The organism is Bacillus sp. 165, from assembly GCF_017742235.1.
GTDB lineage: Bacteria > Bacillota > Bacilli > Bacillales > Bacillaceae_G > JAGHKQ01.
Genome location: NZ_JAGHKQ010000006.1, coordinates 131,150 through 153,265 on the forward strand (window position 1 = coordinate 131,150; position 22,116 = coordinate 153,265).

The 22,116-nt window shown below is 38.5% G+C and carries 22 protein-coding genes; 5 read left to right on the forward strand and 17 right to left on the reverse strand.

The window, feature by feature from the left end; translation table 11 throughout:
* Nucleotides 1–153 precede the first annotated feature (153 nt).
* Nucleotides 154–1,185 (reverse strand): CAP domain-containing protein, encoded by a 1,032-nt coding sequence (locus J7Q84_RS11340; protein WP_209094671.1) that lies wholly within the window; start codon nt 1,183–1,185, stop codon nt 154–156.
* 329 nt (nt 1,186–1,514) lie between these two features.
* On the opposite strand from J7Q84_RS11340, the gene J7Q84_RS11345 reads away from it, so the two are divergent.
* Nucleotides 1,515–1,877, forward strand: a complete 363-nt coding sequence (locus J7Q84_RS11345) for a YugN family protein (protein ID WP_209094672.1) — start codon at nt 1,515–1,517, stop codon at nt 1,875–1,877.
* Nucleotides 1,878–1,893: 16 nt separating this feature from the next.
* Here the strand turns inward: J7Q84_RS11345 and J7Q84_RS11350 are convergent, their stop codons facing one another.
* The 8 genes from J7Q84_RS11350 to cyoE form a co-directional block, all read right to left on the reverse strand.
* Complete coding sequence (locus J7Q84_RS11350; RefSeq protein WP_209094673.1) at nt 1,894–2,250, reverse strand: Asp23/Gls24 family envelope stress response protein; 357 nt, start codon at nt 2,248–2,250, stop codon at nt 1,894–1,896.
* Between the two features lie 110 nt (nt 2,251–2,360).
* Nucleotides 2,361–2,822 carry a DUF420 domain-containing protein gene (locus tag J7Q84_RS11355; protein WP_209094784.1) on the reverse strand — a complete coding sequence of 154 codons (462 nt, stop codon included), beginning with the start codon at nt 2,820–2,822 and terminating at the stop codon, nt 2,361–2,363.
* 19 nt (nt 2,823–2,841) lie between these two features.
* Nucleotides 2,842–3,756, reverse strand: a complete 915-nt coding sequence (gene ctaG, locus J7Q84_RS11360) for a cytochrome c oxidase assembly factor CtaG (protein WP_209094674.1) — start codon at nt 3,754–3,756, stop codon at nt 2,842–2,844.
* A 135-nt stretch (nt 3,757–3,891) separates the two neighbouring features.
* The gene (ctaF, locus tag J7Q84_RS11365) at nt 3,892–4,230 is read right to left on the reverse strand and encodes a cytochrome c oxidase subunit IVB (RefSeq protein WP_209094675.1); all 339 of its coding nucleotides are present in this window, start codon (nt 4,228–4,230) and stop codon (nt 3,892–3,894) included.
* 3 nt (nt 4,231–4,233) lie between these two features.
* Nucleotides 4,234–4,857 carry a cytochrome c oxidase subunit III gene (ctaE, locus tag J7Q84_RS11370; RefSeq protein WP_209094676.1) on the reverse strand — a complete coding sequence of 208 codons (624 nt, stop codon included), beginning with the start codon at nt 4,855–4,857 and terminating at the stop codon, nt 4,234–4,236.
* Nucleotides 4,857–6,710, reverse strand: a complete 1,854-nt coding sequence (gene ctaD / locus J7Q84_RS11375) for a cytochrome c oxidase subunit I (RefSeq protein WP_481747548.1) — start codon at nt 6,708–6,710, stop codon at nt 4,857–4,859. Before ctaD ends, ctaE begins: the two co-directional genes overlap by 1 nt.
* A 34-nt stretch (nt 6,711–6,744) precedes the next feature.
* The gene (gene coxB, locus J7Q84_RS11380; RefSeq protein WP_209094677.1) at nt 6,745–7,791 is read right to left on the reverse strand and encodes a cytochrome c oxidase subunit II; all 1,047 of its coding nucleotides are present in this window, start codon (nt 7,789–7,791) and stop codon (nt 6,745–6,747) included.
* A gap of 207 nt (nt 7,792–7,998) precedes the next feature.
* On the reverse strand, nt 7,999–8,919 hold the full coding sequence (gene cyoE / locus J7Q84_RS11385; RefSeq protein ID WP_209094678.1) for a heme o synthase: 921 nt from the start codon (nt 8,917–8,919) through the stop codon (nt 7,999–8,001).
* Between the two features lie 516 nt (nt 8,920–9,435).
* On the opposite strand from cyoE, the gene J7Q84_RS11390 reads away from it, so the two are divergent.
* A complete protein-coding gene (locus J7Q84_RS11390) occupies nt 9,436–10,389 on the forward strand; it encodes a COX15/CtaA family protein (RefSeq protein ID WP_209094679.1) in 954 nt (317 codons plus the stop codon).
* A 17-nt stretch (nt 10,390–10,406) separates the two neighbouring features.
* Here the strand turns inward: J7Q84_RS11390 and pyc are convergent, their stop codons facing one another.
* The 3 genes from pyc to J7Q84_RS11405 form a co-directional block, all read right to left on the reverse strand.
* On the reverse strand, nt 10,407–13,853 hold the full coding sequence (gene pyc / locus J7Q84_RS11395; protein WP_209094680.1) for a pyruvate carboxylase: 3,447 nt from the start codon (nt 13,851–13,853) through the stop codon (nt 10,407–10,409).
* A 309-nt stretch (nt 13,854–14,162) separates the two neighbouring features.
* On the reverse strand, nt 14,163–15,335 hold the full coding sequence (locus tag J7Q84_RS11400; RefSeq protein WP_209094681.1) for an FtsW/RodA/SpoVE family cell cycle protein: 1,173 nt from the start codon (nt 15,333–15,335) through the stop codon (nt 14,163–14,165).
* 126 nt (nt 15,336–15,461) lie between these two features.
* Complete coding sequence (locus tag J7Q84_RS11405; protein WP_209094682.1) at nt 15,462–15,749, reverse strand: Fpa/YlaN family protein; 288 nt, start codon at nt 15,747–15,749, stop codon at nt 15,462–15,464.
* A gap of 277 nt (nt 15,750–16,026) precedes the next feature.
* On the opposite strand from J7Q84_RS11405, the gene J7Q84_RS11410 reads away from it, so the two are divergent.
* Nucleotides 16,027–16,524 (forward strand): molybdopterin-binding protein, encoded by a 498-nt coding sequence (locus J7Q84_RS11410; RefSeq protein WP_209094683.1) that lies wholly within the window; start codon nt 16,027–16,029, stop codon nt 16,522–16,524.
* Between the two features lie 80 nt (nt 16,525–16,604).
* On the opposite strand, the gene J7Q84_RS11415 is transcribed toward J7Q84_RS11410, so the two are convergent.
* Nucleotides 16,605–17,933 carry a PhoH family protein gene (locus tag J7Q84_RS11415; RefSeq protein ID WP_209094684.1) on the reverse strand — a complete coding sequence of 443 codons (1,329 nt, stop codon included), beginning with the start codon at nt 17,931–17,933 and terminating at the stop codon, nt 16,605–16,607.
* Between the two features lie 154 nt (nt 17,934–18,087).
* A complete protein-coding gene (locus J7Q84_RS11420; RefSeq protein WP_209094685.1) occupies nt 18,088–18,543 on the reverse strand; it encodes a pyridoxamine 5'-phosphate oxidase family protein in 456 nt (151 codons plus the stop codon).
* Between the two features lie 137 nt (nt 18,544–18,680).
* Here J7Q84_RS11420 and J7Q84_RS11425 point away from each other — a divergent pair, with 137 nt between their 5' ends.
* Nucleotides 18,681–18,881, forward strand: a complete 201-nt coding sequence (locus J7Q84_RS11425; RefSeq protein ID WP_209094686.1) for a YlaI family protein — start codon at nt 18,681–18,683, stop codon at nt 18,879–18,881.
* Between the two features lie 4 nt (nt 18,882–18,885).
* Nucleotides 18,886–19,311, forward strand: coding sequence for a hypothetical protein (locus J7Q84_RS11430; protein ID WP_348519848.1), 426 nt, complete (start codon nt 18,886–18,888; stop codon nt 19,309–19,311).
* A 9-nt stretch (nt 19,312–19,320) separates the two neighbouring features.
* On the opposite strand, the gene J7Q84_RS11435 is transcribed toward J7Q84_RS11430, so the two are convergent.
* From J7Q84_RS11435 to typA, 3 genes are all read right to left on the reverse strand, one after another.
* Entirely contained in the window at nt 19,321–19,608 is a 288-nt protein-coding gene (locus J7Q84_RS11435; protein ID WP_209094688.1) for a hypothetical protein, read from the reverse strand.
* Nucleotides 19,609–19,622: 14 nt separating this feature from the next.
* Entirely contained in the window at nt 19,623–19,922 is a 300-nt protein-coding gene (locus J7Q84_RS11440) for a YlaH-like family protein (protein WP_209094689.1), read from the reverse strand.
* 133 nt (nt 19,923–20,055) lie between these two features.
* A complete protein-coding gene (typA, locus tag J7Q84_RS11445) occupies nt 20,056–21,903 on the reverse strand; it encodes a translational GTPase TypA (protein ID WP_209094690.1) in 1,848 nt (615 codons plus the stop codon).
* Between the last annotated feature and the right edge of the window lie 213 nt (nt 21,904–22,116).

The following is a 22,116-nucleotide window of genomic DNA, read 5'->3' on the forward strand; positions in this document are numbered from 1 at the left end:
CTTAGAGGAACTTTTTACCTTTATCCGGTCCGGGTTCTCTAGTGGCAGCACTTAGATATCAAGAAAAACGAAATTGTGTAGTTCAGATAAAGTAGGAAAATCCCTTGAAACATGAATCCCTTCTATAAAAAAAGAAAGCTCTTTCTTGAGCTTTCATCTTGAAATAAAATTTTGCGTATAATATTTTTCAAATACACCGACTCCAAGTTCTGTAAAATTCAGATTTAATATATTTTCGCGATGCCCTTCACTGTTCATCCACCCTTGGACAACTGCAGGAGCGTCTGTATAGTTCATCGCAATGTTTTCACCCGCAAGCTTAAACGAAACTTTTGCATACTTCAGCCGGTCTCCCAATGTCCCAAATTTAGGCGAACGATGATCAAAGTAGTTTTGTTCTTTCATATCTTTACTATGCAAATAAGCTACTTGAGCAGCTTCTTCGTTCCATGTAAAAATACTTAGATCATGTCGTTTGCGCATAATATTTGTAAGGTCAAGTATTTGCTCGGCGTCTGCCCTCTCTATTTCGGCAACCTGCTCTTCTTTTAAAGGACGAGGGGTTAAAATCTCTCCTGAGTAAATAAGCTCATATGGCCTTTGTTTAATAATGGTCTCGTTATCTAAATAACGTATTGCTGTCAATTCTTTTGTAAACTTATCAAAGTATAATTGTGCCCAGCCATTTTCGACAGATACTAGCGGCTTTTCACTTAATTCATCTTCAGATAATTCAAACTGGTAACTGCTATTATTCACTTTTAAGGCTATTTCATTTGAAAACGGAACTTGAGCAATTACTTCATCATAATTTTCTCCAATATGAAAGGGAGATACGTCTACCTTCTCACCAGCAGTAAAAATGGTAACAACCCTGCTGTTGAATATACCAAATTGAACATATGAAGATAAATCCTCCCTGTAGACCCACCATTGATAATCATAAGATGAAGGATCAATCCTTTCTGGCTCACCGTATATTGACAATAGCTCATCCATGCTTTTCCCCAGCATATGTGAAACAGCATCATCAGAAGGTAGTTCGCTTCCATTCTGTTCTGTAAAATCAGGCGGCTGTAACATGTTTTTCTTATCCGAAGTAAGCTCTGATAAAATTAATTTCCCATATAAATTAATAAATAAAAAAATACCGGTAAAAAATAAAATAAGCCCGAGCTTTTTCATTTTCATATACCTCCTTTCATCTTGAGGCACATATTCTTGTTCCCCTTTAACAAGAAGTTTCTTTATAAAGCCTCTTTCATTTTCTATCTTAAAGCTGGAAGCATTATGTGTATGTTTATACGATGCACTTACTTACAATATACCATACTTTTCGTTTATAATACTTTCCCGTAACTTTCTTTTTTCAGAATACTCTATATGTAAGCTAAGCAGAATTAGAACAAGTTTTCTTTACAATATCATTATATTTGATTGCGCTTTCTATGTATTCGTACTATTATAAACCTAGGCAGAAATTTAACTGTTCATAAACGTAAGGGGGAAATACCATGAGATTTGAAAACACAGGAATCGAAGGACAATCCGTTGAGCTGTCCATGCTTAACGAAGTGATGAAAGATCACGGCTTCGTTCTTGCCGGACAATGGGATTATGAACGCGTTACATATGATTATAAATTTGAAATGTTAAAAGATATTTATTATTTACGTGTACGCGGCTATGCTGTTGAAGGAGATTTAGGAAGCCGACATGCTGTAGTTAAATTGCTTTCTCCGCTTCTTGGCAAGCACTACTACCCACATGGGGTAGAATACGGTGAAGGCGAAATCTTCCCGCAAAACGTGATTACAAAAAGCGAAACATTATTGAAAAACATTGAGAAAGCAATCGCAGCTCTTCCTCAAGCATAACTAATATAAAGGTGCATCAATCTAGATGCACCTTTATAATTTGTTCCACCTTTACATTGACTTCCTTTACTTCCAAGCCTGTCAACTTCTCGATTTCAGCCTTTATATGCTCCTGAATTTTATAGCATGTAGCGAAAATAGAGGCTGTGTGGTATAAAGCAACCTTTACATTAATACTCAGTGTCCCCTGCTCATGTTCAATTCCTACTCCCTTATAGGTCCTGCGATCAATTACGCTTGTCACTTTTTCCGAAAAATTCAATATGGTTTTAGCCACCCCATCAATTTCACTTATACACATTTGTACTAAGTCGTGTACAGTTACCTTTGTAATATATAAAGAACCATATGGCAGCAACTGTTGAAATTCCATCCGTTCTCCCCCTTTTACATATATAGTATGTAAGGAGGTCGGCATTGGGCACTTTGCGCTCAAAAATAAAAACAGACCTGAACTCTATTCAGATCTGTTTTTGTTACAAATTAAATCCCTAATATTGCTTTAATAACAGAAGTTGTGTCTCCACCTTTGTATAACACATATAACAGTGTGTAAACCATTACACCCGTAATTGCAGTCGCAAACCAAATAATGCTTGTAATCGGTCCTAATTTCTTATGCCTTTTTAATTGGTTTTTGTACCCTGTCAAAAGTGTAACGATTCCAAATACAGCACCACATGTTGCTAAGAAAATATGGAAAAATAAAAATAAATGATAATACAACTTCAAGCTGTCAGGACCACCAAAGCTTGTATTACCTATGAAAATAGTACGGCTTGCATAAATAATAAAGAAGGTAAGGGCAAACACTGCAGCCCAAAACATCGTTTTCTTGTGAGCCTCTACTCTTCGTTTACTGATTTGATACCAGCCAACTGCTACCAATACAGCACTGATAACGATACAGCTAGTACTAAGAGTCGGTAAAATTGGTAGTTGCATTTCTTTCACATCTCTTCCTTCAATTTTTGTTAGATTGCAAATATGGGGGCAGCTCATTCAACTGTTGCTTATCTTTTTCCCGTTCTCTACGGGCCCAATTAAAGAATACATAGCCGATAAGGGTGCCGTAAACAATTTCTTGAATAATCTTCATAATAACCCCGCCCGTACGCTGATCTTCTAAAGCAGGAAGCCAGTGCATAAAATCAGGACCTGTTATATTTAAAGAAGGGAGTGTGCCTGCTGGAACACAAAGCTCCATCGCTTTCGCCCACATTTGGGGGTCTGTATATGTTGCATATAATGGATGCCCTGCAAAGATAATAAGAGCACAAGCTGGTGTCAGCAACATCCCATTCGCAAAAATATACCCAATCTTTTTAATATCGCTTAATGTTTGATACTGAGGCAGCGGATTTAATAACGGCCACCACATCATAGTAGAAGTAAAGAATAAAATCAGCATGTAAAGAGAATGCAGCGTTGCATTAGTTTTTACAGTGTCAAACACCATTGGTAAATGATAGATGGAAAATAATAAATTAAATACAAATAATGCGATTAAAGGCTTCGCAAATATTTTAAGCAATCTTTGTACAAACTGTTTACTTACTACAATTTCTATCAGCCAAACAGGCAGACCCAATATCAAGAGAGGAGGTACTGCCAAATACAGAACCGCCATTTCTGTCATATGAGCGCTGAAAATAATATGTCCTAGTAAATCCACAGGTCCGCCTTTCATTATATACGTGAGAAGGATGCCTGTCACAAAATAAAATTGCTGCTTTTTGCTTACTTTCTCAGCATTGGGAAAACGATGTCGATACGGCCCAATGATTAGAAAGTATGCAACTAACACTAGGATCATCACTACTAAAAATACAGGACTCCATAAGGCTTCAAAGCCGAAAATCCATAGGTTCTTTAACATAATGTTACACTCCTTTTCGGAGAATAGTATATTATTATCTTTGCATAATGATTATATAATAATTTCAACTGTTCTTACAATAATCATCTCATAATAAAATGGGGATTGATCCTAAAATCAACCCCCAAATCCTATTTACCACCAAACAATTGTCATAAATGTCAAAATTGTAATCAATCCAACAGCCAAACCAGAATACAAGAATAAGGCAGGCGCTTCATGTCCTTTATGGTTCATATGCATGAAGTAGTACAGTTGGAAAATAACTTGAACTACTGCAAGTAAAATAATGAAAGGAACTGTGAAAATTGGGTTAATTGAATCTTTGTAAAGAACTGCCGCAAATGCAATCAGTGTTAAGAAAATCATAAGAGCGAAAGAAATGACGTGATGTTTCATTTCTTCTACACTTTTTCTTTTACGATAAGCAAGATTTACTTTCGGATTTCCCGTACTTGTCTGTTTTGCCGCCATTGTTTATCCCACCATCCCCATTAAGTATACTACAGTGAAAATAAACACCCAAACTACGTCAATAAAGTGCCAGTAAAGGCTTGCTACATAAAACTTTGGTGCATTGTACAGATTGATGCCGCGTTTTGCGTTACGGATTAATAAAGAGCTGATCCACAGCAACCCGAATGTAACGTGAGCTCCATGACATCCAACAAGCGTATAGAATGCAGATCCGAATGCACTACTTGTCATTGTATGCTTATATTCGTGCACATAATGATTAAATTCGTAAATTTCAAGCCCTAAGAATCCTGCACCTAGAAGGACTGTGATCCATAACCATAGTTGCATCTTCTTATGATTAAAGTTTTTCATGTGATACATTGCGTATACACTCGTTAAACTGCTCACTAATAATAGCATAGTTGCTAAAAATACAAGAGGCATTTCAAATAATTCTTCTGTTGTAGCTCCACCCGCATTTGAATTTTTAAGCGAAAGGTACGTAGCGAACAAGGAGGCAAATAATACTGTCTCTCCTCCTAAGAATAACCAAAATCCAACAAATTTATTTTTCCCTTCGAGGGTCGCTTTCTCAGGCTCAGCAGGGAATGTTTCGGCTGTCAATTTTTCTTCAGCGTGCATTATGCCTTAACCCCCTTATCTTCTAAATCTTCTTTATGAATATGATATCCATGATCATCGATAATAGAACGTAATAACATTGAGCCAAATGTAATGGCTAAACCGATAAAGGCAACGATTAACCAAACTGTTTCCTTACCGCCCTCCATATACATTGCACCAAATGCCGCGATAAACAATCCTAGAGATGTTGTAAATGGTAAGAAAGATGAATTTGGCATATGGATATCACCAACAGGCTCAGCTACAGTGACTTCTTTTTTGCCTTCCATTTTCTCAATCCATAGTGCATCTAAACCGCGAACGAACGGAAGCTGTTTAAAGTTATACTCTGGAGTAGGACTTGGCAGAGACCATTCAAGCGTACGGCCATCCCATGGGTCACGTCCAGATTTTTTGCTTGATACAGCTGTTTGAACGATATTTATCAATAAGATAATTGTCGCAACACCCATAAGTGCAGCACCGATAGAACTGATTAAGTTACCTGTTTCAAGACCTTGCCCTGGCAGGTAAGTAAAGTAACGACGAGGCATCCCCATTAAACCAAGGAAATGCTGAATAAAGAATGTTAAATGGAATCCAATAAAGAACAACCAGAATGTTATTTTACCTAATTTTTCATTTAATATCTTACCGAACATTAACGGCCACCAATAATGCGCGCCTGCAAATAAACCAAACACCACTCCGCCTACGATTACGTAGTGGAAGTGAGCTACTACGAAGTAACTGTCATGGAATTGATAGTCCGCAGGAGCTGCTGCATTCATAATACCTGTTACTCCACCCATTACGAAAGATGGGATAAAAGCAACTGCCCAAATCATTGGCGTTGTAAAACGAATACTACCGCCCCACATCGTAAACATCCAGTTGAAAATTTTAATACCTGTAGGCACTGCAATCGCCATTGTTGCTACCGCAAAAATCGCATTAGCAACTGGACCTAAACCAACGGTAAACATATGGTGAGCCCATACCATGAATCCTAAGAAACCGATTAATACTGTTGCGAACACCATTGAAGAATACCCAAACAGACGTTTCTTAGAGAACGTTGCAAAAATTTCAGAAAATACACCGAACACAGGAAGAACAAGAATATATACTTCCGGGTGACCAAAAATCCAGAATAAATGCTCCCAAATAATTGTGTTACCACCAAGTGCCGGGTTAAAGAATTGTGTTCCGAATAAACGGTCAAACATTAGCAAAGCTAATCCAACAGTTAATGGAGGGAACGCGAATAAAATAAGTGCAGACGTAACAAATGCAGACCAAGTAAACAGAGGCATACGCATGTATGTCATACCTGGAGCACGCATATTAATAATTGTTACGAGGAAGTTTATACCACCTATCAATGTTCCAATACCGGCTATCTGTAAGCCCAAAATATAAAAGTCAACACCGTGTCCCTGAGATGCCATTGTTAAAGATGCGTAAGAAGTCCAACCAGCATCTGGAGCGCCGCCTAAAAACCAACTTAAGTTTAAGAAAACGCCCCCAAAAAAGAACAACCAAAATCCTAATGCGTTTACATATGGAAACGCAACGTCACGCGCACCGATTTGCAATGGTACAACCGCATTTAAAAATGCGAAAACCAGAGGCATGGCTGCCAAGAAAATCATTGTTGTTCCGTGCATAGTAAGTACTTGGTTGTATGCGTCACCTACTAAGAAATCATTGTTCGGTTTAAATAACTGAAAACGGATAAATAAGGCTTCAATTCCGCCGACTAAAAAGAAGAATCCCCCTGCTACTAAATAAAGAATAGCGATTTTCTTATGGTCTACTGTTGTTAAGTAATCCCAAAGAGCGCTTTTTTTCTTCGTTACAGAACTCACAATTTTACCTCCCCTTCGTTAAGAATATCCCATCCTACTTTTGTACTTTAAGATTCATCAAGTAATCAGATAATGCATTGATTTGCTCATCTGTTAATTTACCATAAACACCAGTCATTTTATTTCCTGGTTTTACAGTTTCAGGATCTTTTAACCATTTCTTTAAATTTTCTTCGTTATGATCTAGTACACCGGCTACCATTTCACGATCACCAAAGTTAGCTAAGTTTGGTGCGATACGTGCAGATGCTGGACGATTATCCCCTGCATCAACTGCGTGACATCCGATACAGCTCTGATTGAAGATTTTTTCTCCTTCTGCTGCTGAAGCAGAAGCAACTGCTGGTTGACCTTTTTGATCTTTCATTTCAGCGATCCAAGCTTTGTATTCGCTCTCGTCAACCGCTTTCACTTTAAATTGCATCAAAGCATGGGAAGGCCCGCAAAACTCAGCACAGAATCCGTTATATACGCCAGGCTTATCAGCTTCAAGCCACATTTTATTTGTGTTTTCTGGATTTGTATCTATCTTCCCTGCTAGAGAAGGTACCCAGAAGGAGTGCTTAATATCAGCACCTTTTAAATTTAAATATACTTTCTTGCCTGTAGGGATAACTAAATCCTGGGAAGTAATTACCTTTTCATTTGGATATTCAAATTCCCACCAATACAGATTTGCAGTAACGTTTACTACAAGCGCATCTTTATCGATTTTGTCACCCTCGATTGGTTTAACATCCGCAAGCTTGAACGTGTATGTAACCGTCGGAACAGCCAAAATTAAAAGAAGCAAAATTGGAATAACTGTCCAAATAATTTCAAGCTTATGATTGCCTTCCACTTGCTTTGGAATAACATGCTCCTGCCCCTTACGTTGACGGAAACGGATAATTACATAAAAGAAAATCACCGTTACAACAGCAACAACCAGAACCATGATTGCAGTGGATAAAATAAGTAAGTCATATTGCATTTTCGCTACTTCACCTTGTGGAATCAAAGTAGACTGAAAGTCTTTACCGCATCCCCCTAACAGTAAAGCTAGTAAGGAAACAAGCGAAAATAATCGCCAATGTTTCATAAATGAATCAAACCCCACTTTCTTTGTTGATTAGATTTAGCTTTATTGAAACCTAAAGTAAACCCCGTTTTAAATTTTTCTCCCATTAAAAAATGTAAGAATACAAAAACCCTGCTCTCTTTTGTTATGTAATCATCCTTTGCCATCTGTAAGATGGCAAAGGATTTCTAACTCACAAACATGAACAGAGCAAATTTATTTGATTCGTTAAAACAATGTTACGACAATCATAGCTACAAATAAGATTGTCAGATAGTTTAACGAATAAACAAACATGCGAACAGACCATTTTATGTCGTCTTTTGTACGTAATCCCGCTAAGCCCATAATCAGCCAGCCTACATTTAGCACTGTTGCTAAAACCATAAATGTTGTACCTAAAGAGTGCAGATAAAAAGGCAACGGCAGTAAGCATGCCACCCAGACAATAATTTGTCTTTTCGTCATTTCAAAACCATGAACAACCGGCAGCATTGGAATGCCTGCATTTCTATATTCCTCTACTCGCTTCATTGCTAACGCAAGGAAGTGAGGAATCTGCCAAATGAACATAATTAAAAACATCATCCAAGCTACAAAATGCAGCTCTGGATCAACAGCAGCCCATCCGATTAATGGAGGAACAGCTCCAGATATACTTCCCACTACCGTATTTAACGTGTATGCACGCTTTGTCCATAAAGAATAAAGAACTACATACGTAAAAGCACCAATAAATCCAATCAATGCTGCAGCAGGAGTCGTTAACAGCAATAGAGCAAAACCTATTACTAATGAAAATCCTCCCAACATTAAAGCAAAGCTTCCTTTAAACTTTCCAGTAACAGTTGGACGATGTTTCGTGCGTTCCATTAAATGATCAATATCACGGTCAATATAGTTGTTTAAGCTGCAAGAGCCCGCAATAATTAACGAAGATCCAAGCATCGTAAAGACCATTTTGTCCAAATTATCAATGAAACTAAAACCATTAAAGTAAATTGCCAACCAAAAACCAGTGAAAGTTGTCAAGGCATTGGAATTTACGATTCCGATTTTAGTAAGGGCAAAGATGTCTTTCAGCCAGCTCTTTTTAGGCATGTCATCAATTGTTGACTGCTCGTGCAATTGACTTGTTGCTTGACTCATGTCCCTTCAAACTCCCTTCAATCTTCTATTTCTCGCTTTGCAAGCGCTTTACGTTTTTCAAAATGGTTATTCAACAATAACATTATAATGCAAATGTTCAGTTCCTACTAATAGAAATACAAAATTACTCGAATATATTAAAACATATTTTATGAAGTAATTGTGAAGAAATCTTGAACATTTTATGTCTTTTTTCTACAAATTAAATTCTTCCTCTGTCATCATACCACGTTTTCACTTATTATGATAAAGTATTTTAAAAAAAAGTAAATTTTTTGTCCCGTCTGCTTCTGAGCGTCTTTTATTTCAAATGGAAGGATTGCAAAAACCAGCTTTTGACTCTTGCGAAATTTGTAGCTTTTTTCGTATTTTTTGACAAAATTCGATTATACTTTGATATTTTTATAATTTTTATATATCATAGTTATGTATTTCACTTAAAAGTAATTAAGTAGGATTTACCTCTTACCAAATTATCTCGATAAAATATATATAATTGAAAGTAGGTGTAAGAAGTTGCCGCGTTATCTGAAATGGTTGGCTGTTTTAACTTCTTTCGATTTATTACTCGTTCTGCTTGGAGGGGCTTTAGTTACAAAAACTGGATCAGGTCAAGGTTGCGGGAAATCTTGGCCGCTATGTAACGGGGAGTGGTTTCCGTGGCCTTTATCAATGGAAACCATCATTGAACTTAGTCACCGTTTAGTGTCGGGTTCAGCTGCCTTGCTCGTATTGGCGCTATGTATCTTAGCTTGGCGTAAGATTGGGCACATCCGTGAAACAAAATTTTTGGCTATCGTCGCTTTCTTATTTTTAATTGCCCAAGCATTAATTGGAGCAGCTGCAGTTGTTTGGGGACAATCTGACATAGTCCTTGCAGCTCATTTTGGAATTTCCTTAATTTCATTCGCCTCCGTATTGTTACTGACATTGCTTATTTTTGAAGTTGACAAAAAATTTGATGCTGATGCTATTATGGTTGACAAAAGAATGAAATTTCATATCTATGGCGTTACTATTTACAGCTATCTCGTAGTATATACCGGAGCTTTTGTCCGTCATAAAGATGCAAGCTTAGCTTGTCCTTCTTGGCCAATGTGCAGCAAATACAGTGCCCTTCCAACACAAATGCATGAATGGATTCAAATGGGGCATCGTTTTGCAGCAGGATTAATTTTTATCTGGGTCGCTTACGCAACCGTATTGGCAATCCGTCACTATAAACATCAACGTGTTCTGTACAGGGGATGGATTATTTCATTTATTCTAGTCAGCCTTCAAGTTATAGCGGGAGCCTTGGTTGTCGTAACTGAATTAAATCTTACGGTAGCATTGCTTCACTCCTTGTTTATTTCTTGCTTATTTGGTGTACTGAGCTATCTCGTTCTTTTAAGTACACGAAGTACTAAACAAGCTCAAACTGCCACTACACAAGAGTCAATTATAAGAAAAAAGCCTTCATTTCGTTAGAATGAAGGCTCTTTTCTTTATTTATACAATTCAATTAATAAGTCTCCTGTTTGAATAGCATCTCCATCTTTAACATAAATCTCTTTCGCTACTCCTGAAAACGATGCTTGTACGGTTGTTTCCATCTTCATGGCTTCCGTAATAACAAGGTGATCCCCCTTATTCACTTGCTCTCCAGGCTTCACAAGCACTTTTATTACAGTACCTGGCATTGTTGCAATAATATGATTCGGGTTATCCCTATCCCCTTTTATTCTCTGAGCAACTGAGGATTTAATACTTTCATCCTTAATAACCACTTCACGAGGTTGACCATTCAATTCAAAATACACCACACGGGTGCCATCTGAATGCGGTTCACTGATAGATACAAGTCTTACCATTAAAGTTTTGCCGCGCTCAATCTCAACTTCTATATCCTCTCCAAGCCTCATGCCAAAGAAAAACGTTGGTGTATCGAGCACAGATACATCCCCATACATATCATAAATTTTTTGATAATCCATAAAGACTTTTGGATACAGAGCGTGCGACAATAAATCAAACATCGTCACTTGACGCTTAAGCTTGTGGAATAAAGTTTCCTGCAGATCTTTAAAGTCTACTGGTTCCAATAACTCGCCAGGACGAACAGTAATTGGTTCTTTTCCTTTTAAAATAATACGCTGCAATTCTTTCGGAAAACCCCCATGCGGCTGTCCCAAAAATCCTTCAAATAATTCTATCACGGAATCAGGGAAGTCTAGCGTTTCTCCTCTGTCATATACATCATCTTCATTTAAGTCATTTTGTACCATAAAGAGAGCCATGTCTCCTACTACTTTTGAAGACGGTGTAACCTTCACAATATCTCCGAACATATCGTTAACACGTCTGTACATGACTTTTACTTCATCAAAACGATCTCCAAGCCCTACAGCTTTAGCTTGCTGCTGCAGGTTACTGTATTGACCGCCCGGCATTTCATGCATATATACTTCCGTATGCGGTGCATTCATACCGCTCTCAAAATGAACATAGTATTTGCGCACATCTTCCCAATAATGTGACAATTGCTCCAGAGCTTGTATGTCCACATCTGGTTGTCTTACATTCCCCTCTAATGCATAATAAAGCGTGTTAGCACTTGGCTGTGATGTTAATCCAGCCATCGAACTAAGAGCTACATCAACAATATCTACTCCTGCTTCAATTGCCTTTGTATATGTTAAAATGCCATTACCGCTCGTATCATGCGTATGCAGGTGAATCGGTATGGATACTGTTTCTTTTAATGCAGAAACTAAATCGTAGGCAGCATTCGGCTTTAAAAGGCCGGCCATATCTTTAATCCCTAAAATATGAGCTCCTGCTGCTTCTAGCTCTTTTGCAAGGTTTTTATAATATCCCAAATCATACTTCCTGCGCAGAGGGTCATTAATATCACCTGTATAGCAAATGGCGGCTTCGGCTACTTTTCCTGTTTGACGAACTGCATCAATAGCTACTTGCATTCCTTCGACCCAATTCAAACTGTCAAAAATACGGAATACATCAATCCCGGCTTCAGCAGAAGACTCTACAAATTTTTTAATAACGTTATCCGGATAATTTTTATACCCAACTGCATTGGAAGCACGCAGAAGCATCTGAAATAATACGTTAGGCATTTGTTGACGAAGCGTAAGCAATCGATCCCATGGGTCTTCTTTTAAGAAACGATATGCTACATCAAACGTTGCACCGCCCCACATCTCGGATGAAAATAGGGTAGGCAGCATTCGCGAAGTTGGCTCTGCAATTCGCTTTAAATCTTGAGTACGTATCCGCGTTGCTAGTAACGACTGATGAGCATCACGAAATGTAGTATCTGTTAATAATACTTGCTTCTGTGACTGCACCCATTTTACAAGACCATCTGCTCCTTGCTCGTCCAAAATTTGCTTTGTGCCGCTTTGTATCGGTTCTGATTGTCTAATCTTCGGTATACGCGGTTCTGAAAAAGCCGGCTTACTCGCCTTACCAATTCCAGGAAATCCATTCACTGTCACATTCCCAATGTATGTAAGCATTTTCGTTCCACGGTCATGTCGTTTTGGAAATACAAACAGCTCAGGTGAAGAATCAATAAATGATGTATCGTACGCCCCAGACAAAAAGTTAGGATGCTTTACAACATTCTCTAAAAACGGGATATTCGTTTTGATGCCGCGAATACGGAACTCTTTCAAATTACGCTCCATTTTTGCAGCAGCTTGCTCAAACGTTAAAGCCCATGTTGTTACCTTTACTAATAAAGAATCATAATAAGGTGTAATAACAGCTCCTTGGAAGCTGTTTCCTGTATCAAGACGCACCCCAAATCCGCCGCCCGAGCGATATGCCATAATTTTCCCTGTATCCGGCATAAAGTTGTTTAACGGATCTTCCGTTGTCACACGGGATTGAATAGCATATCCATGTGTGCTAATTTCCTGTTGAAGCGGAATTCCTATTTTATTACTATGAAGATTATAACCAACCGCAATCATAATTTGGGATTGCACAATGTCAATTCCTGTTATCATTTCCGTTATTGTGTGTTCAACCTGAACGCGTGGATTCACTTCTATAAAGTAAAAATGATTGCCCGTAACCAAAAACTCCACTGTTCCCGCATTGACATAATTTACGTTTTTCATCAGCTTAACCGCTGCTTCGCAAATGTCATCTCGCAACTGTTTCGTCAGCGATACGCTCGGTGCAATTTCAACTACCTTTTGATGGCGCCGCTGCACAGAACAATCACGCTCATATAAGTGAATCACATTGCCGTCATTATCAGCTAAAATTTGCACTTCAATATGTTTTGGATTTTCAACAAACTTTTCGACATACACTTCATCATTTCCAAAGGCTGCTTTCGCTTCAGACTTAGCACGGTCGTATGCTTCACTAACTGCCGAAGCATTGCGCACAATACGCATACCGCGCCCTCCTCCGCCAAGAGAAGCTTTTATAATAATTGGATAACCATGCTTCTCTCCAAAGGCTGTCACTTCAGCTAAGCTATTTACCGGACCGTCGCTTCCCGGAATAACAGGAATGCCTGCTTTTTGCGCCTGCACTCTTGCTTTTACCTTATCTCCGAACATATCAAGATGTTCACTCGTTGGACCAATAAATTTAATTCCTTCTTCTTCACAGCGCCTTGCAAATTCAATATTCTCAGATAAAAAGCCGTATCCTGGATGAATAGCGTCCACATCATTGCTTTTGGCAATTTCTATAATTCCCTCTATATCAAGATAAGCATCAATCGGTTTTCTCCCTTCACCCACTAAATATGCTTCATCCGCTTTATAGCGATGATAGGAGCCCGCATCTTCTTTTGAGTAAATAGCTACAGTGCGCAGACCAAGCTCTGTGCACGCACGAAATACGCGAATAGCAATTTCCCCTCGGTTGGCTACTAATACTTTCTGAATCTGTTGTATATTATCCATATTTCCCCACCTCTGCTTGTTTATTATGTAGGTTGCCTTTGTTTTATTCATTCTACATGATTTTTCTGAATTTGGTAAGTATTTAGTCAATTACACTACATATAATTAGTATAACATAATATTAGCAGATTGGTTAGAATTAATTTCACACAATAAACAAAATATGACATACTAATAAAATATTCTCCTCCATATTAACTCACATAATCATAGATTCCCTTTCGTCTAACCCAATTCATATTAAGGTAAACGTATACAAAAAACCTGAAAATATAAAAAAAGAATCTTGCATGTTTTATGCAAAATTCTTTATTTAACCACAACTAAGTGACGTTGCTGATTTTTCTGTTGTTGCGGTTTTCTCTTTTGCTCTTGTTGTTTCACTTGAGCAGAAATATTCAGCAATACACCCATAGCTGCCAAGTTGATGATGAGAGAACTTCCTCCATAGCTGACAAATGGAACAGGTACTCCAGTTAAAGGAAGTGCGCCCGTAATTCCCCCTATATTAACAACAGCTTGTATACCAATCATGCTGCCAATTCCTATTGCCAGCAAACTTCCAAACGGATCTGTACATTTGCGAGCAACTTGAAAAGCACGAAGCACAATGAAAGCCAATGAAGCTAACACCACTGCTACTCCTAAAACTCCGAGTTCCTCTGAAATAATCGCCATAATAAAATCTGTATGCGGCTCCGGTAAATAGCCCCATTTTTGTTCACTATCGCCAAGCCCTAGTCCTTTAAGCCCACCATCAGCTATGGCGACAAAGGAATTGATCAAGTGAAAACCATCATCTTCCGGTGACAAAAACGGATTAATAAAAGCTGTAAACCTGGAAATTTGTTCATCTGTTAGAACAGCTAATGCCGCAAAATACCCCAAAGGAAGCCAAAGCGGAGCAAGCAAACCGATTCGTTTTAGATTTACCCCTATTCGTATGCCGGAACAAAGCGTCATAGTTGCTGCTATGCTCATAATCAAGAGACCTGTTCCCATATCAGGTTGTAATACTACTAAGATAACCACGAGTAGTACGAATCCCCATACAACACCCGCACCTCTCCAAATCGGTAGATCCGTTTCTTGCCGCTTTGCATAGAAACGCGCCAATACAATAATAATGCCGAGCTTAATAAATTCCGATGGCTGAAAGCCAAATACCCAGGCTTTTGCATTGTTAACTACTTCACCCATAATACGTGCAATACCAAGCAACCCAATACTGCTTATATAAATAATCAAGGCTACAACTCTTTTTTTCAAAATAGAATAGGAAAACCTCATGACAATAAAGCATCCAGCTGCCCCTGTCACTAAAAACATTAATTGCCTCTTAAAAAAATAGTCGCTTGCCACTTTATATTTCAGCAACGCAGGGGCCATGCTGGCACTGTACACCATAATAACACCTAACGCGCACAAAACAAATAATGCTGTTACCAACGGGTAGTCCATTGATTTTATAATTTTTTTCATACCTCTCCTCTTCCTTGAACTTGTTTCTATACAAAACTACTTCCATATATTTTGGGATTTTCCTTCTTATTGCGATATGTATGACGTAAAAAAGCTCAAACTACCGCACTAGTTTGAGCTTACACTTTACTTGTTATTCTTAGTAAACGCTTCATGCAAAGCGGATAATTCACGTTCAAGCTCCCCGAGAATTTCTTTTCCCATCGCTTCCTCTACAAGGCCAAGTCTAACGGCAAAATCAATTTCGCGAGACAAACCGAACATCTGTGTATCTAAAACTTCCTCATATAAAGGACACTGTGGCATAGTAAGGTGATCCATTTGCACTTTTATCAATTTTAAAATTTTATCTGCATCAGCTTTCAGAAGGGCATAAGCCTTTTCTTGATGATTTGTCACTGTCTCTGACGTCAAAATTGTTCCCTCCGTTTCCGTACAACTCTCCTATCCTATTCTCTAATATTAAAGATAGTTTTGACAAATTGCAACTAAAATATTTTTGGGTTCCCCTGCTTTTAGCTATCGATTCTCTTTACCGTAGACTTTAGGCGCGTTACCTGAAGCAACCCACCTACTATTCCTTACTCATGCCGAAAACGGGATTTTACTTCACCGGGATAATACGTGACAAGCCGTTCCTGTTGCCATTATACTTAATAAGAGTGTAAAAAAACAAATGGAGGAACCAATCGTGGACAACATTGTGACTATTAACGGAAAAGTTAATTATATAATTACTCTTGATCCTGGTGTATGGATTTTTGATGATAGAAAAGTAGACTTAACAACTTATTTTATAGAAGAGAAGCAGGAACATAATGAATTGGAGCAATATTTAAAAAGCACCTCCATGCATTGGGATCGCGAAATCCGAGAGGGAGCAGCCTTTCCGCCAGTTAAGAAAAGTGTTTCAAAATTTCAAAAGGAACAAATTATTACTGGTACATTCGGTATTCCACTTTGGCCGTTTCTTAAAAATGCAAATCCATTAGAAACTGCATCGTCCGTTGAAATCCATACAGATGATACTTGCATTACGATTTCATTAGAAACAGCTATGAAGGTAATACTCGGCTTTTCTAAAGATGGACAGCCTCTTCGTAAGGATGGACCTGTTCACTTATACTACGGTGATGGCTCAAATAAAGAGGCGCCTATTACGAATGTGTGCAAATTCACAATTATATAGTTATAAATCAAACAATATACAGCCTTCATTCCCTCGGAAATGTTATAAACAAAACGACCTGCATTTGCAGGTCGTTTTGTTTATAGAAGGTCTGCAGCCAACTGTGCTAGAGAAGATCGTTCTCCTTTTACAAACTTCACATGACCGCTTATTTTCTGTTCTTTAAACTTTTCAACTACATATGTGAGTCCATTATTATATTCATCCAAATACGGATGATCAATTTGCTGCGGGTCGCCCATCAGCACGATTTTACTCTTTTCCCCCACACGGGTCAAAATTGTTTTCACTTCATGCTTCGTTAAATTTTGCGCTTCATCAATAATAATGAATTGCTCTGGGATGCTGCGTCCTCGTATATATGTGAGTGCCTCCACTTCAATAGATCCCATACCTGCCAAAATAGCATCGAGTTCTCCAGGTTTTTTTGTATTGAACAAGTATTCCAGATTGTCATAAATTGGCTGCATCCACGGTCTTAGCTTTTCTTCCTTTTCCCCAGGCAAATAACCTATATCCTTTCCAACCGGAACGATAGGGCGAGCAACTAAAAGTTTTTTATATAATCCTAGATCTTCTGTCTGCATTAACCCTGCTGCTAACGCCAGAAGTGTTTTTCCAGTTCCTGCTTTTCCAATAAGAGTGACCAGAGGGACATCATCGCGAAGCAGCAGCTCCATCCCCATAATTTGCTGTACATTTCTTGGACGAATACCCCAAATTTGATCGTTATTAAAAACCAGTTTTTTTACTTTTCTTCCCGTATGATCTACCATGCCAAGGGCAGACCCAGATCCCCCTAGTGCATCCTTCATCACAATAAATTGATTTGGGTAAAATGGATGATTAGCAAGTTCAGAAACATTCAGCTCTAACTTTTCATAAAAGCGATTTAACAACTCCTTGGTTATGTAATATTCTAAGAAGCCGGTGTAAATATTTTCTACTTCTATTACACGATCACTTAAATAATCCTCCGACTCTAATCCGAGAGCATCCGCTTTTACACGAACTAAAATATCTTTGCTGACCAGTATAACTTTTTTGCCATTTTCCTTTGCCTCTTCTTCTAGCGACAGATTTTTTGCCACGGCTAAAATTCGATTATCATTTGTTTTTTCCACAAAGATTTCCTGCAATTGATGAAACGAGCGATGATTTAATTCAATACGAAAAGACCCACCGTTTTCAAGCGGAATGCTTTCATGCAGTTTCCCAAGTTCCCGAAATTTATCAATAAGTTTAGAGACATATCTAGCGTTTCGCCCTACTTCATCCATGTACCTTTTTTTAGAATCCACTTCCTCTAGCACGACTGCTGGAATGACTACCTCATTGTCTTCAAATGAAAAGATAGACAATGGATCTTGCAGCAATACATTCGTATCAAGAACATAAATTTTACTCAATCGGTTACCCCCTGACTTGTGTAAGTCGACACATTTCATGGACGAATCGTTGTTATAAATATATGAGCTACATTGTCAAGATAGAATGTTACAATATAAAAAATCAAAGGTGCGCAAAAAGGATGAACAACTGCTGTCCATCCACTTTCATGTATCAAAACCCTTTTATTGCCTGCAGTACTTGATTATCAAGTTTGGCAGCCGCACGAGGATCATATGTTTTTTCATATTTGGGCTCTACAGCAATTTTCGATCCATAAAACATCACATCGCGTACTTCTTTCACTTTTATTTCCACAAGTGAGAGTTTTAAAGGCACACCTTCTAAGCGTTCAGCTCGGATAGAGGCTACGCCGCTTATAGAATATACAGATTCATCCGCCATTACTGTAAGAACAATGGAAGAATTACTGCGAATGTTGGCAACAATACGTGAACGCTGATCTACCGCGAGACGTACAGTATCTTCACTTATAGCATATACCCACGAAATAACGCTCACATTTGGAGATCCTGTTTCATGATCAATAGTGGCGATAGTCACAAGACGCTCTTCTTGCAACGCTTGGACTAAATCGTCTGTCAATTTTGGTTCTACTACATTTGCCATACAAACACCTCCCAAAAGGTTTATAAGTTTATCATACTCTTTTTTTAGAATTATGAAAATATTTATTTTTTGGCTGAAATAGAAAATCAGTATATAATAGAGAGGCTGATATTAATGTGTAAGTTGAGGTGACAAAAATGAGAGTTAAATGCGTACTTTGTGATGAAATACATACTATTGAAAACGAAACCTTACTGGCGAAGCGTCTTCGCAACCGGCCGATTCATACATTTATGTGTAACCGATGCCAAGAACGGATTGAGCAACGGACAAAAGAGCGTCTTGCTAGTGGAAAATTCAAGTTATACCGTGATAAACAACTGGAAGAGGAATGGTAATTTGGTGAAAAGAGGGCTATTTACAGGATTGTTTAGCGGCATTCTGCTTGGATTTATCTTAAAGATTATGGAAACACTTTCCTCTATTAAAGTATATAGATTATTATTAAATATAGACTTTATTCCTTTTATAGGAAGCGTAGACTGGCCTGAATATGCAGAGTTTATGTTTCATCTACTCGTTTCTTTGTGCATAGGTATTACGTTTGTATATATGGTGGAGTATATTTGGAAAGGGAACCAATACCTTTTGTCTTTTTTGCTGACAGTTTCAGCCGTTTTTTTATATTTCCCTTTAACTATACTTGCTATAGAAGAGACACCGGCACCAACGAATATTCCAGCATTTCTACTATGGACTGGAGGACATGCAGTATATGCCCTCTGCCTTCCTTTTTTCTATAATAATCAAAAAGCCCTTGTCCGTTAGAACGAGGGCTTATTTTGGATAGTTTTGAAATTTTTCGGGTTCACGATTCATTTGGTCTAAGTAGCAATCAATAAGCTCTGTTGGAAACCGAGTCGACTTTGTTATCCCCTGCATGTCGTAAGTGATAAGATACATTTCCTCCCGTTTTTCGATTACCACAGATGTAATTCCATGATCCTCTTTTAACATGGAATCAAACAGCTCGTACGTTTCTTGAGCAGCGTTATCATCCGGCCTTGCTTCTGCCACAACTTTGATAGTAAGCCAATTGTACAAAGCATCTTGAACAGAACGCATTCGGACTCCTCCTTTTATCCTGCTTGCCTTTTATGTTGATACAGACGAAGCTTATAAATCCCGAGAACGATTGCAGCCAGTACCAACCCTTCTGCCACTGGCAGAAACACCCCTAAAAACGTTAAAACTGTGCATCCTAGTACAAGTACAGTATATACAATTACATTCTTTAAAATTGATAATTTCCTTGCAAAACCAAGATTATATACAATCACACATAACGCGATTATTGTTCCGTATAGAAGCCACATCCCCACATCCGGATTATGGTCTACACCATAGAGCTTTGCAAAAAACGACATTCGTTCCATCATTGCGCCTTTCCTCCCTGCATCTTTCTACTATAAGAGTACCTTGCCTCCCCTTGCCTGTCTAGTGAAAATATACAGACTCCCTAAAAAACTTGGCTCTTTTAAAAAAAGCCGCCGCTAAGCGGAGGCTTTTTCATTATTGACCCATTTCAGCGTATTTCTTTTTCTTCGCAGCTCTTTCACGTTCATTTTTGTCAAGCAGCTTTTTACGCAAGCGAATGGATTCCGGTGTTACTTCACAATACTCATCTTCATTCAAGTACTCTAACGATTCCTCCAGTGTCATAATACGAGGCTTTTTCATCGTTGTAGTTTGATCTTTATTAGCAGAGCGAATGTTTGTTGCATGTTTTACCTTAACAATATTAACTGTCAAATCGTTCTCGCGTGTATGCTCTCCCACGATCATTCCTTCATATACTTCCGTTGCTGGCTCAACAAAGATAATCCCACGATCTTCTACACCCATAATTCCATATTGGGATGCTTTTCCTGTTTCCATTGAAACAAGTACCCCTTGACGGCGACCACCGACTTGTCCCGGCTGCATCGGCTGATAACTGTCAAAGGAATGGTTTAAAATACCATAACCTCGTGTCAGCGTTAAGAACTCTGTTGTATAACCGATTAATCCACGTGCAGGAACCATAAAGATCAAGCGTACTTGACCAGTACCGCTGTTGATCATATCAATCATTTCACCTTTTCGTGCTCCCATTGATTCCATAATGGAACCTGTATGTTCTTCTGGAACATCGATTTGTACACGTTCCACTGGTTCACATCTTACACCGTCAATCTCTCTAATAATAACCTCAGGCTTAGACACTTGCAGTTCATAGCCTTCACGACGCATATTTTCAATCAAGATGGATAAATGCAGTTCTCCGCGTCCCGATACAATCCACGCATCAGGAGACTCTGTATTCTCTACACGCAAGCTTACATCCGTTTGCAATTGTTGACGAAGACGTTCTTCAATTTTACGAGATGTTACATACTTGCCTTCGCGTCCCGCAAATGGACTGTTGTTCACAAGAAACGTCATTTGCAGAGTAGGCTCATCAATGCGAAGTACCGGAAGTGCATCTTGATGTTCAACAGGACATACAGTTTCCCCCACGTTGATGTCTTCCATACCTGATACAGCTATTAGATCCCCAGCTTTTGCTTCTTGAATTTCTACTCTCTTCAGTCCAATAAAGCCAAACATTTTTGTTACTCGGAATTGCTTAACAGAGCCATCTAATTTCATAAGGGCAACCTGCTGACCCACTTGCATCGTTCCGCGGAATACACGGCCAATACCAATACGACCTACATAATCATTATAGTCTAGCAATGCTATTTGAAATTGAAGCGGCTCATCACTGTTATCAATCGGAGAAGGGATTTGTTCTACAATTGTATCAAATAAGCACTTCATGTTCTCTTCTTGACTTTCCACATTCGGTTCTAAACTTGCTGTACCGTTAATTCCTGATGCATAAACAACCGGGAATTCCAACTGTTCTTCATTTGCACCAAGTTCAATGAATAGGTCCAGCACTTCATCCACTACTTCTTCTGGTCTTGCAAAATCGCGATCAATTTTGTTTACAACAACAATCGGTGTTAAATTTTGCTCCAATGCTTTCTTCAATACAAATCGTGTTTGCGGCATACATCCTTCATATGCATCGACAACAAGTAGAACACCATCAACCATTCGCATGATGCGTTCTACTTCTCCCCCGAAGTCAGCATGTCCTGGAGTATCTAATATGTTAATACGAATTCCATCGTAGTTAATGGCAGTGTTTTTCGCTAAAATTGTAATTCCGCGCTCTCTTTCTAAATCATTGGAATCCATTGCGCGTTCCTCTACATGTTCATTTGAACGAAATGTCCCGGCTTGACGAAGTAATTGGTCAACCAGTGTCGTTTTTCCGTGGTCAACGTGCGCGATAATCGCTATGTTGCGGATATCTTCTCGTTTTTTCAAGTTTGTCCACTCCTATTTTGTTATACATTTTTCTACATCCTTTCCTACTTTACCATACAAAGTCCATTTGTAAAAGTGAATGTATTTGGCAGAAGCAAGTATATATTAAAATACTTACATTTATGATTAGAGACACAGTATTATAACGCTATGATAAAAAGATGGTAAGCAAATTCTACCGAGGTTAGCTTACTCGTCGTATGAACAGAATTT

What these genes read in the sequence shown, in the direction of transcription:
- J7Q84_RS11340 (WP_209094671.1), bottom strand. Translation starts at nt 1,185, where the DNA reads ATGAAAAAGCTCGGGCTTATTTTATTTTTTACCGGTATTTTTTTATTT.
- J7Q84_RS11345 (WP_209094672.1), top strand. Translation starts at nt 1,515, where the DNA reads ATGAGATTTGAAAACACAGGAATCGAAGGACAATCCGTTGAGCTGTCC.
- J7Q84_RS11350 (WP_209094673.1), bottom strand. Translation starts at nt 2,250, where the DNA reads ATGGAATTTCAACAGTTGCTGCCATATGGTTCTTTATATATTACAAAG.
- J7Q84_RS11355 (WP_209094784.1), bottom strand. Translation starts at nt 2,822, where the DNA reads ATGCAACTACCAATTTTACCGACTCTTAGTACTAGCTGTATCGTTATC.
- ctaG (WP_209094674.1), bottom strand. Translation starts at nt 3,756, where the DNA reads ATGTTAAAGAACCTATGGATTTTCGGCTTTGAAGCCTTATGGAGTCCT.
- ctaF (WP_209094675.1), bottom strand. Translation starts at nt 4,230, where the DNA reads ATGGCGGCAAAACAGACAAGTACGGGAAATCCGAAAGTAAATCTTGCT.
- ctaE (WP_209094676.1), bottom strand. Translation starts at nt 4,857, where the DNA reads ATGCACGCTGAAGAAAAATTGACAGCCGAAACATTCCCTGCTGAGCCT.
- coxB (WP_209094677.1), bottom strand. Translation starts at nt 7,791, where the DNA reads ATGAAACATTGGCGATTATTTTCGCTTGTTTCCTTACTAGCTTTACTG.
- cyoE (WP_209094678.1), bottom strand. Translation starts at nt 8,919, where the DNA reads ATGAGTCAAGCAACAAGTCAATTGCACGAGCAGTCAACAATTGATGAC.
- pyc (WP_209094680.1), bottom strand. Translation starts at nt 13,853, where the DNA reads ATGGATAATATACAACAGATTCAGAAAGTATTAGTAGCCAACCGAGGG.
- J7Q84_RS11400 (WP_209094681.1), bottom strand. Translation starts at nt 15,335, where the DNA reads ATGAAAAAAATTATAAAATCAATGGACTACCCGTTGGTAACAGCATTA.
- J7Q84_RS11420 (WP_209094685.1), bottom strand. Translation starts at nt 18,543, where the DNA reads ATGGCAAATGTAGTAGAACCAAAATTGACAGACGATTTAGTCCAAGCG.
- J7Q84_RS11425 (WP_209094686.1), top strand. Translation starts at nt 18,681, where the DNA reads ATGAGAGTTAAATGCGTACTTTGTGATGAAATACATACTATTGAAAAC.
- J7Q84_RS11435 (WP_209094688.1), bottom strand. Translation starts at nt 19,608, where the DNA reads ATGCGTTCTGTTCAAGATGCTTTGTACAATTGGCTTACTATCAAAGTT.
- J7Q84_RS11440 (WP_209094689.1), bottom strand. Translation starts at nt 19,922, where the DNA reads ATGATGGAACGAATGTCGTTTTTTGCAAAGCTCTATGGTGTAGACCAT.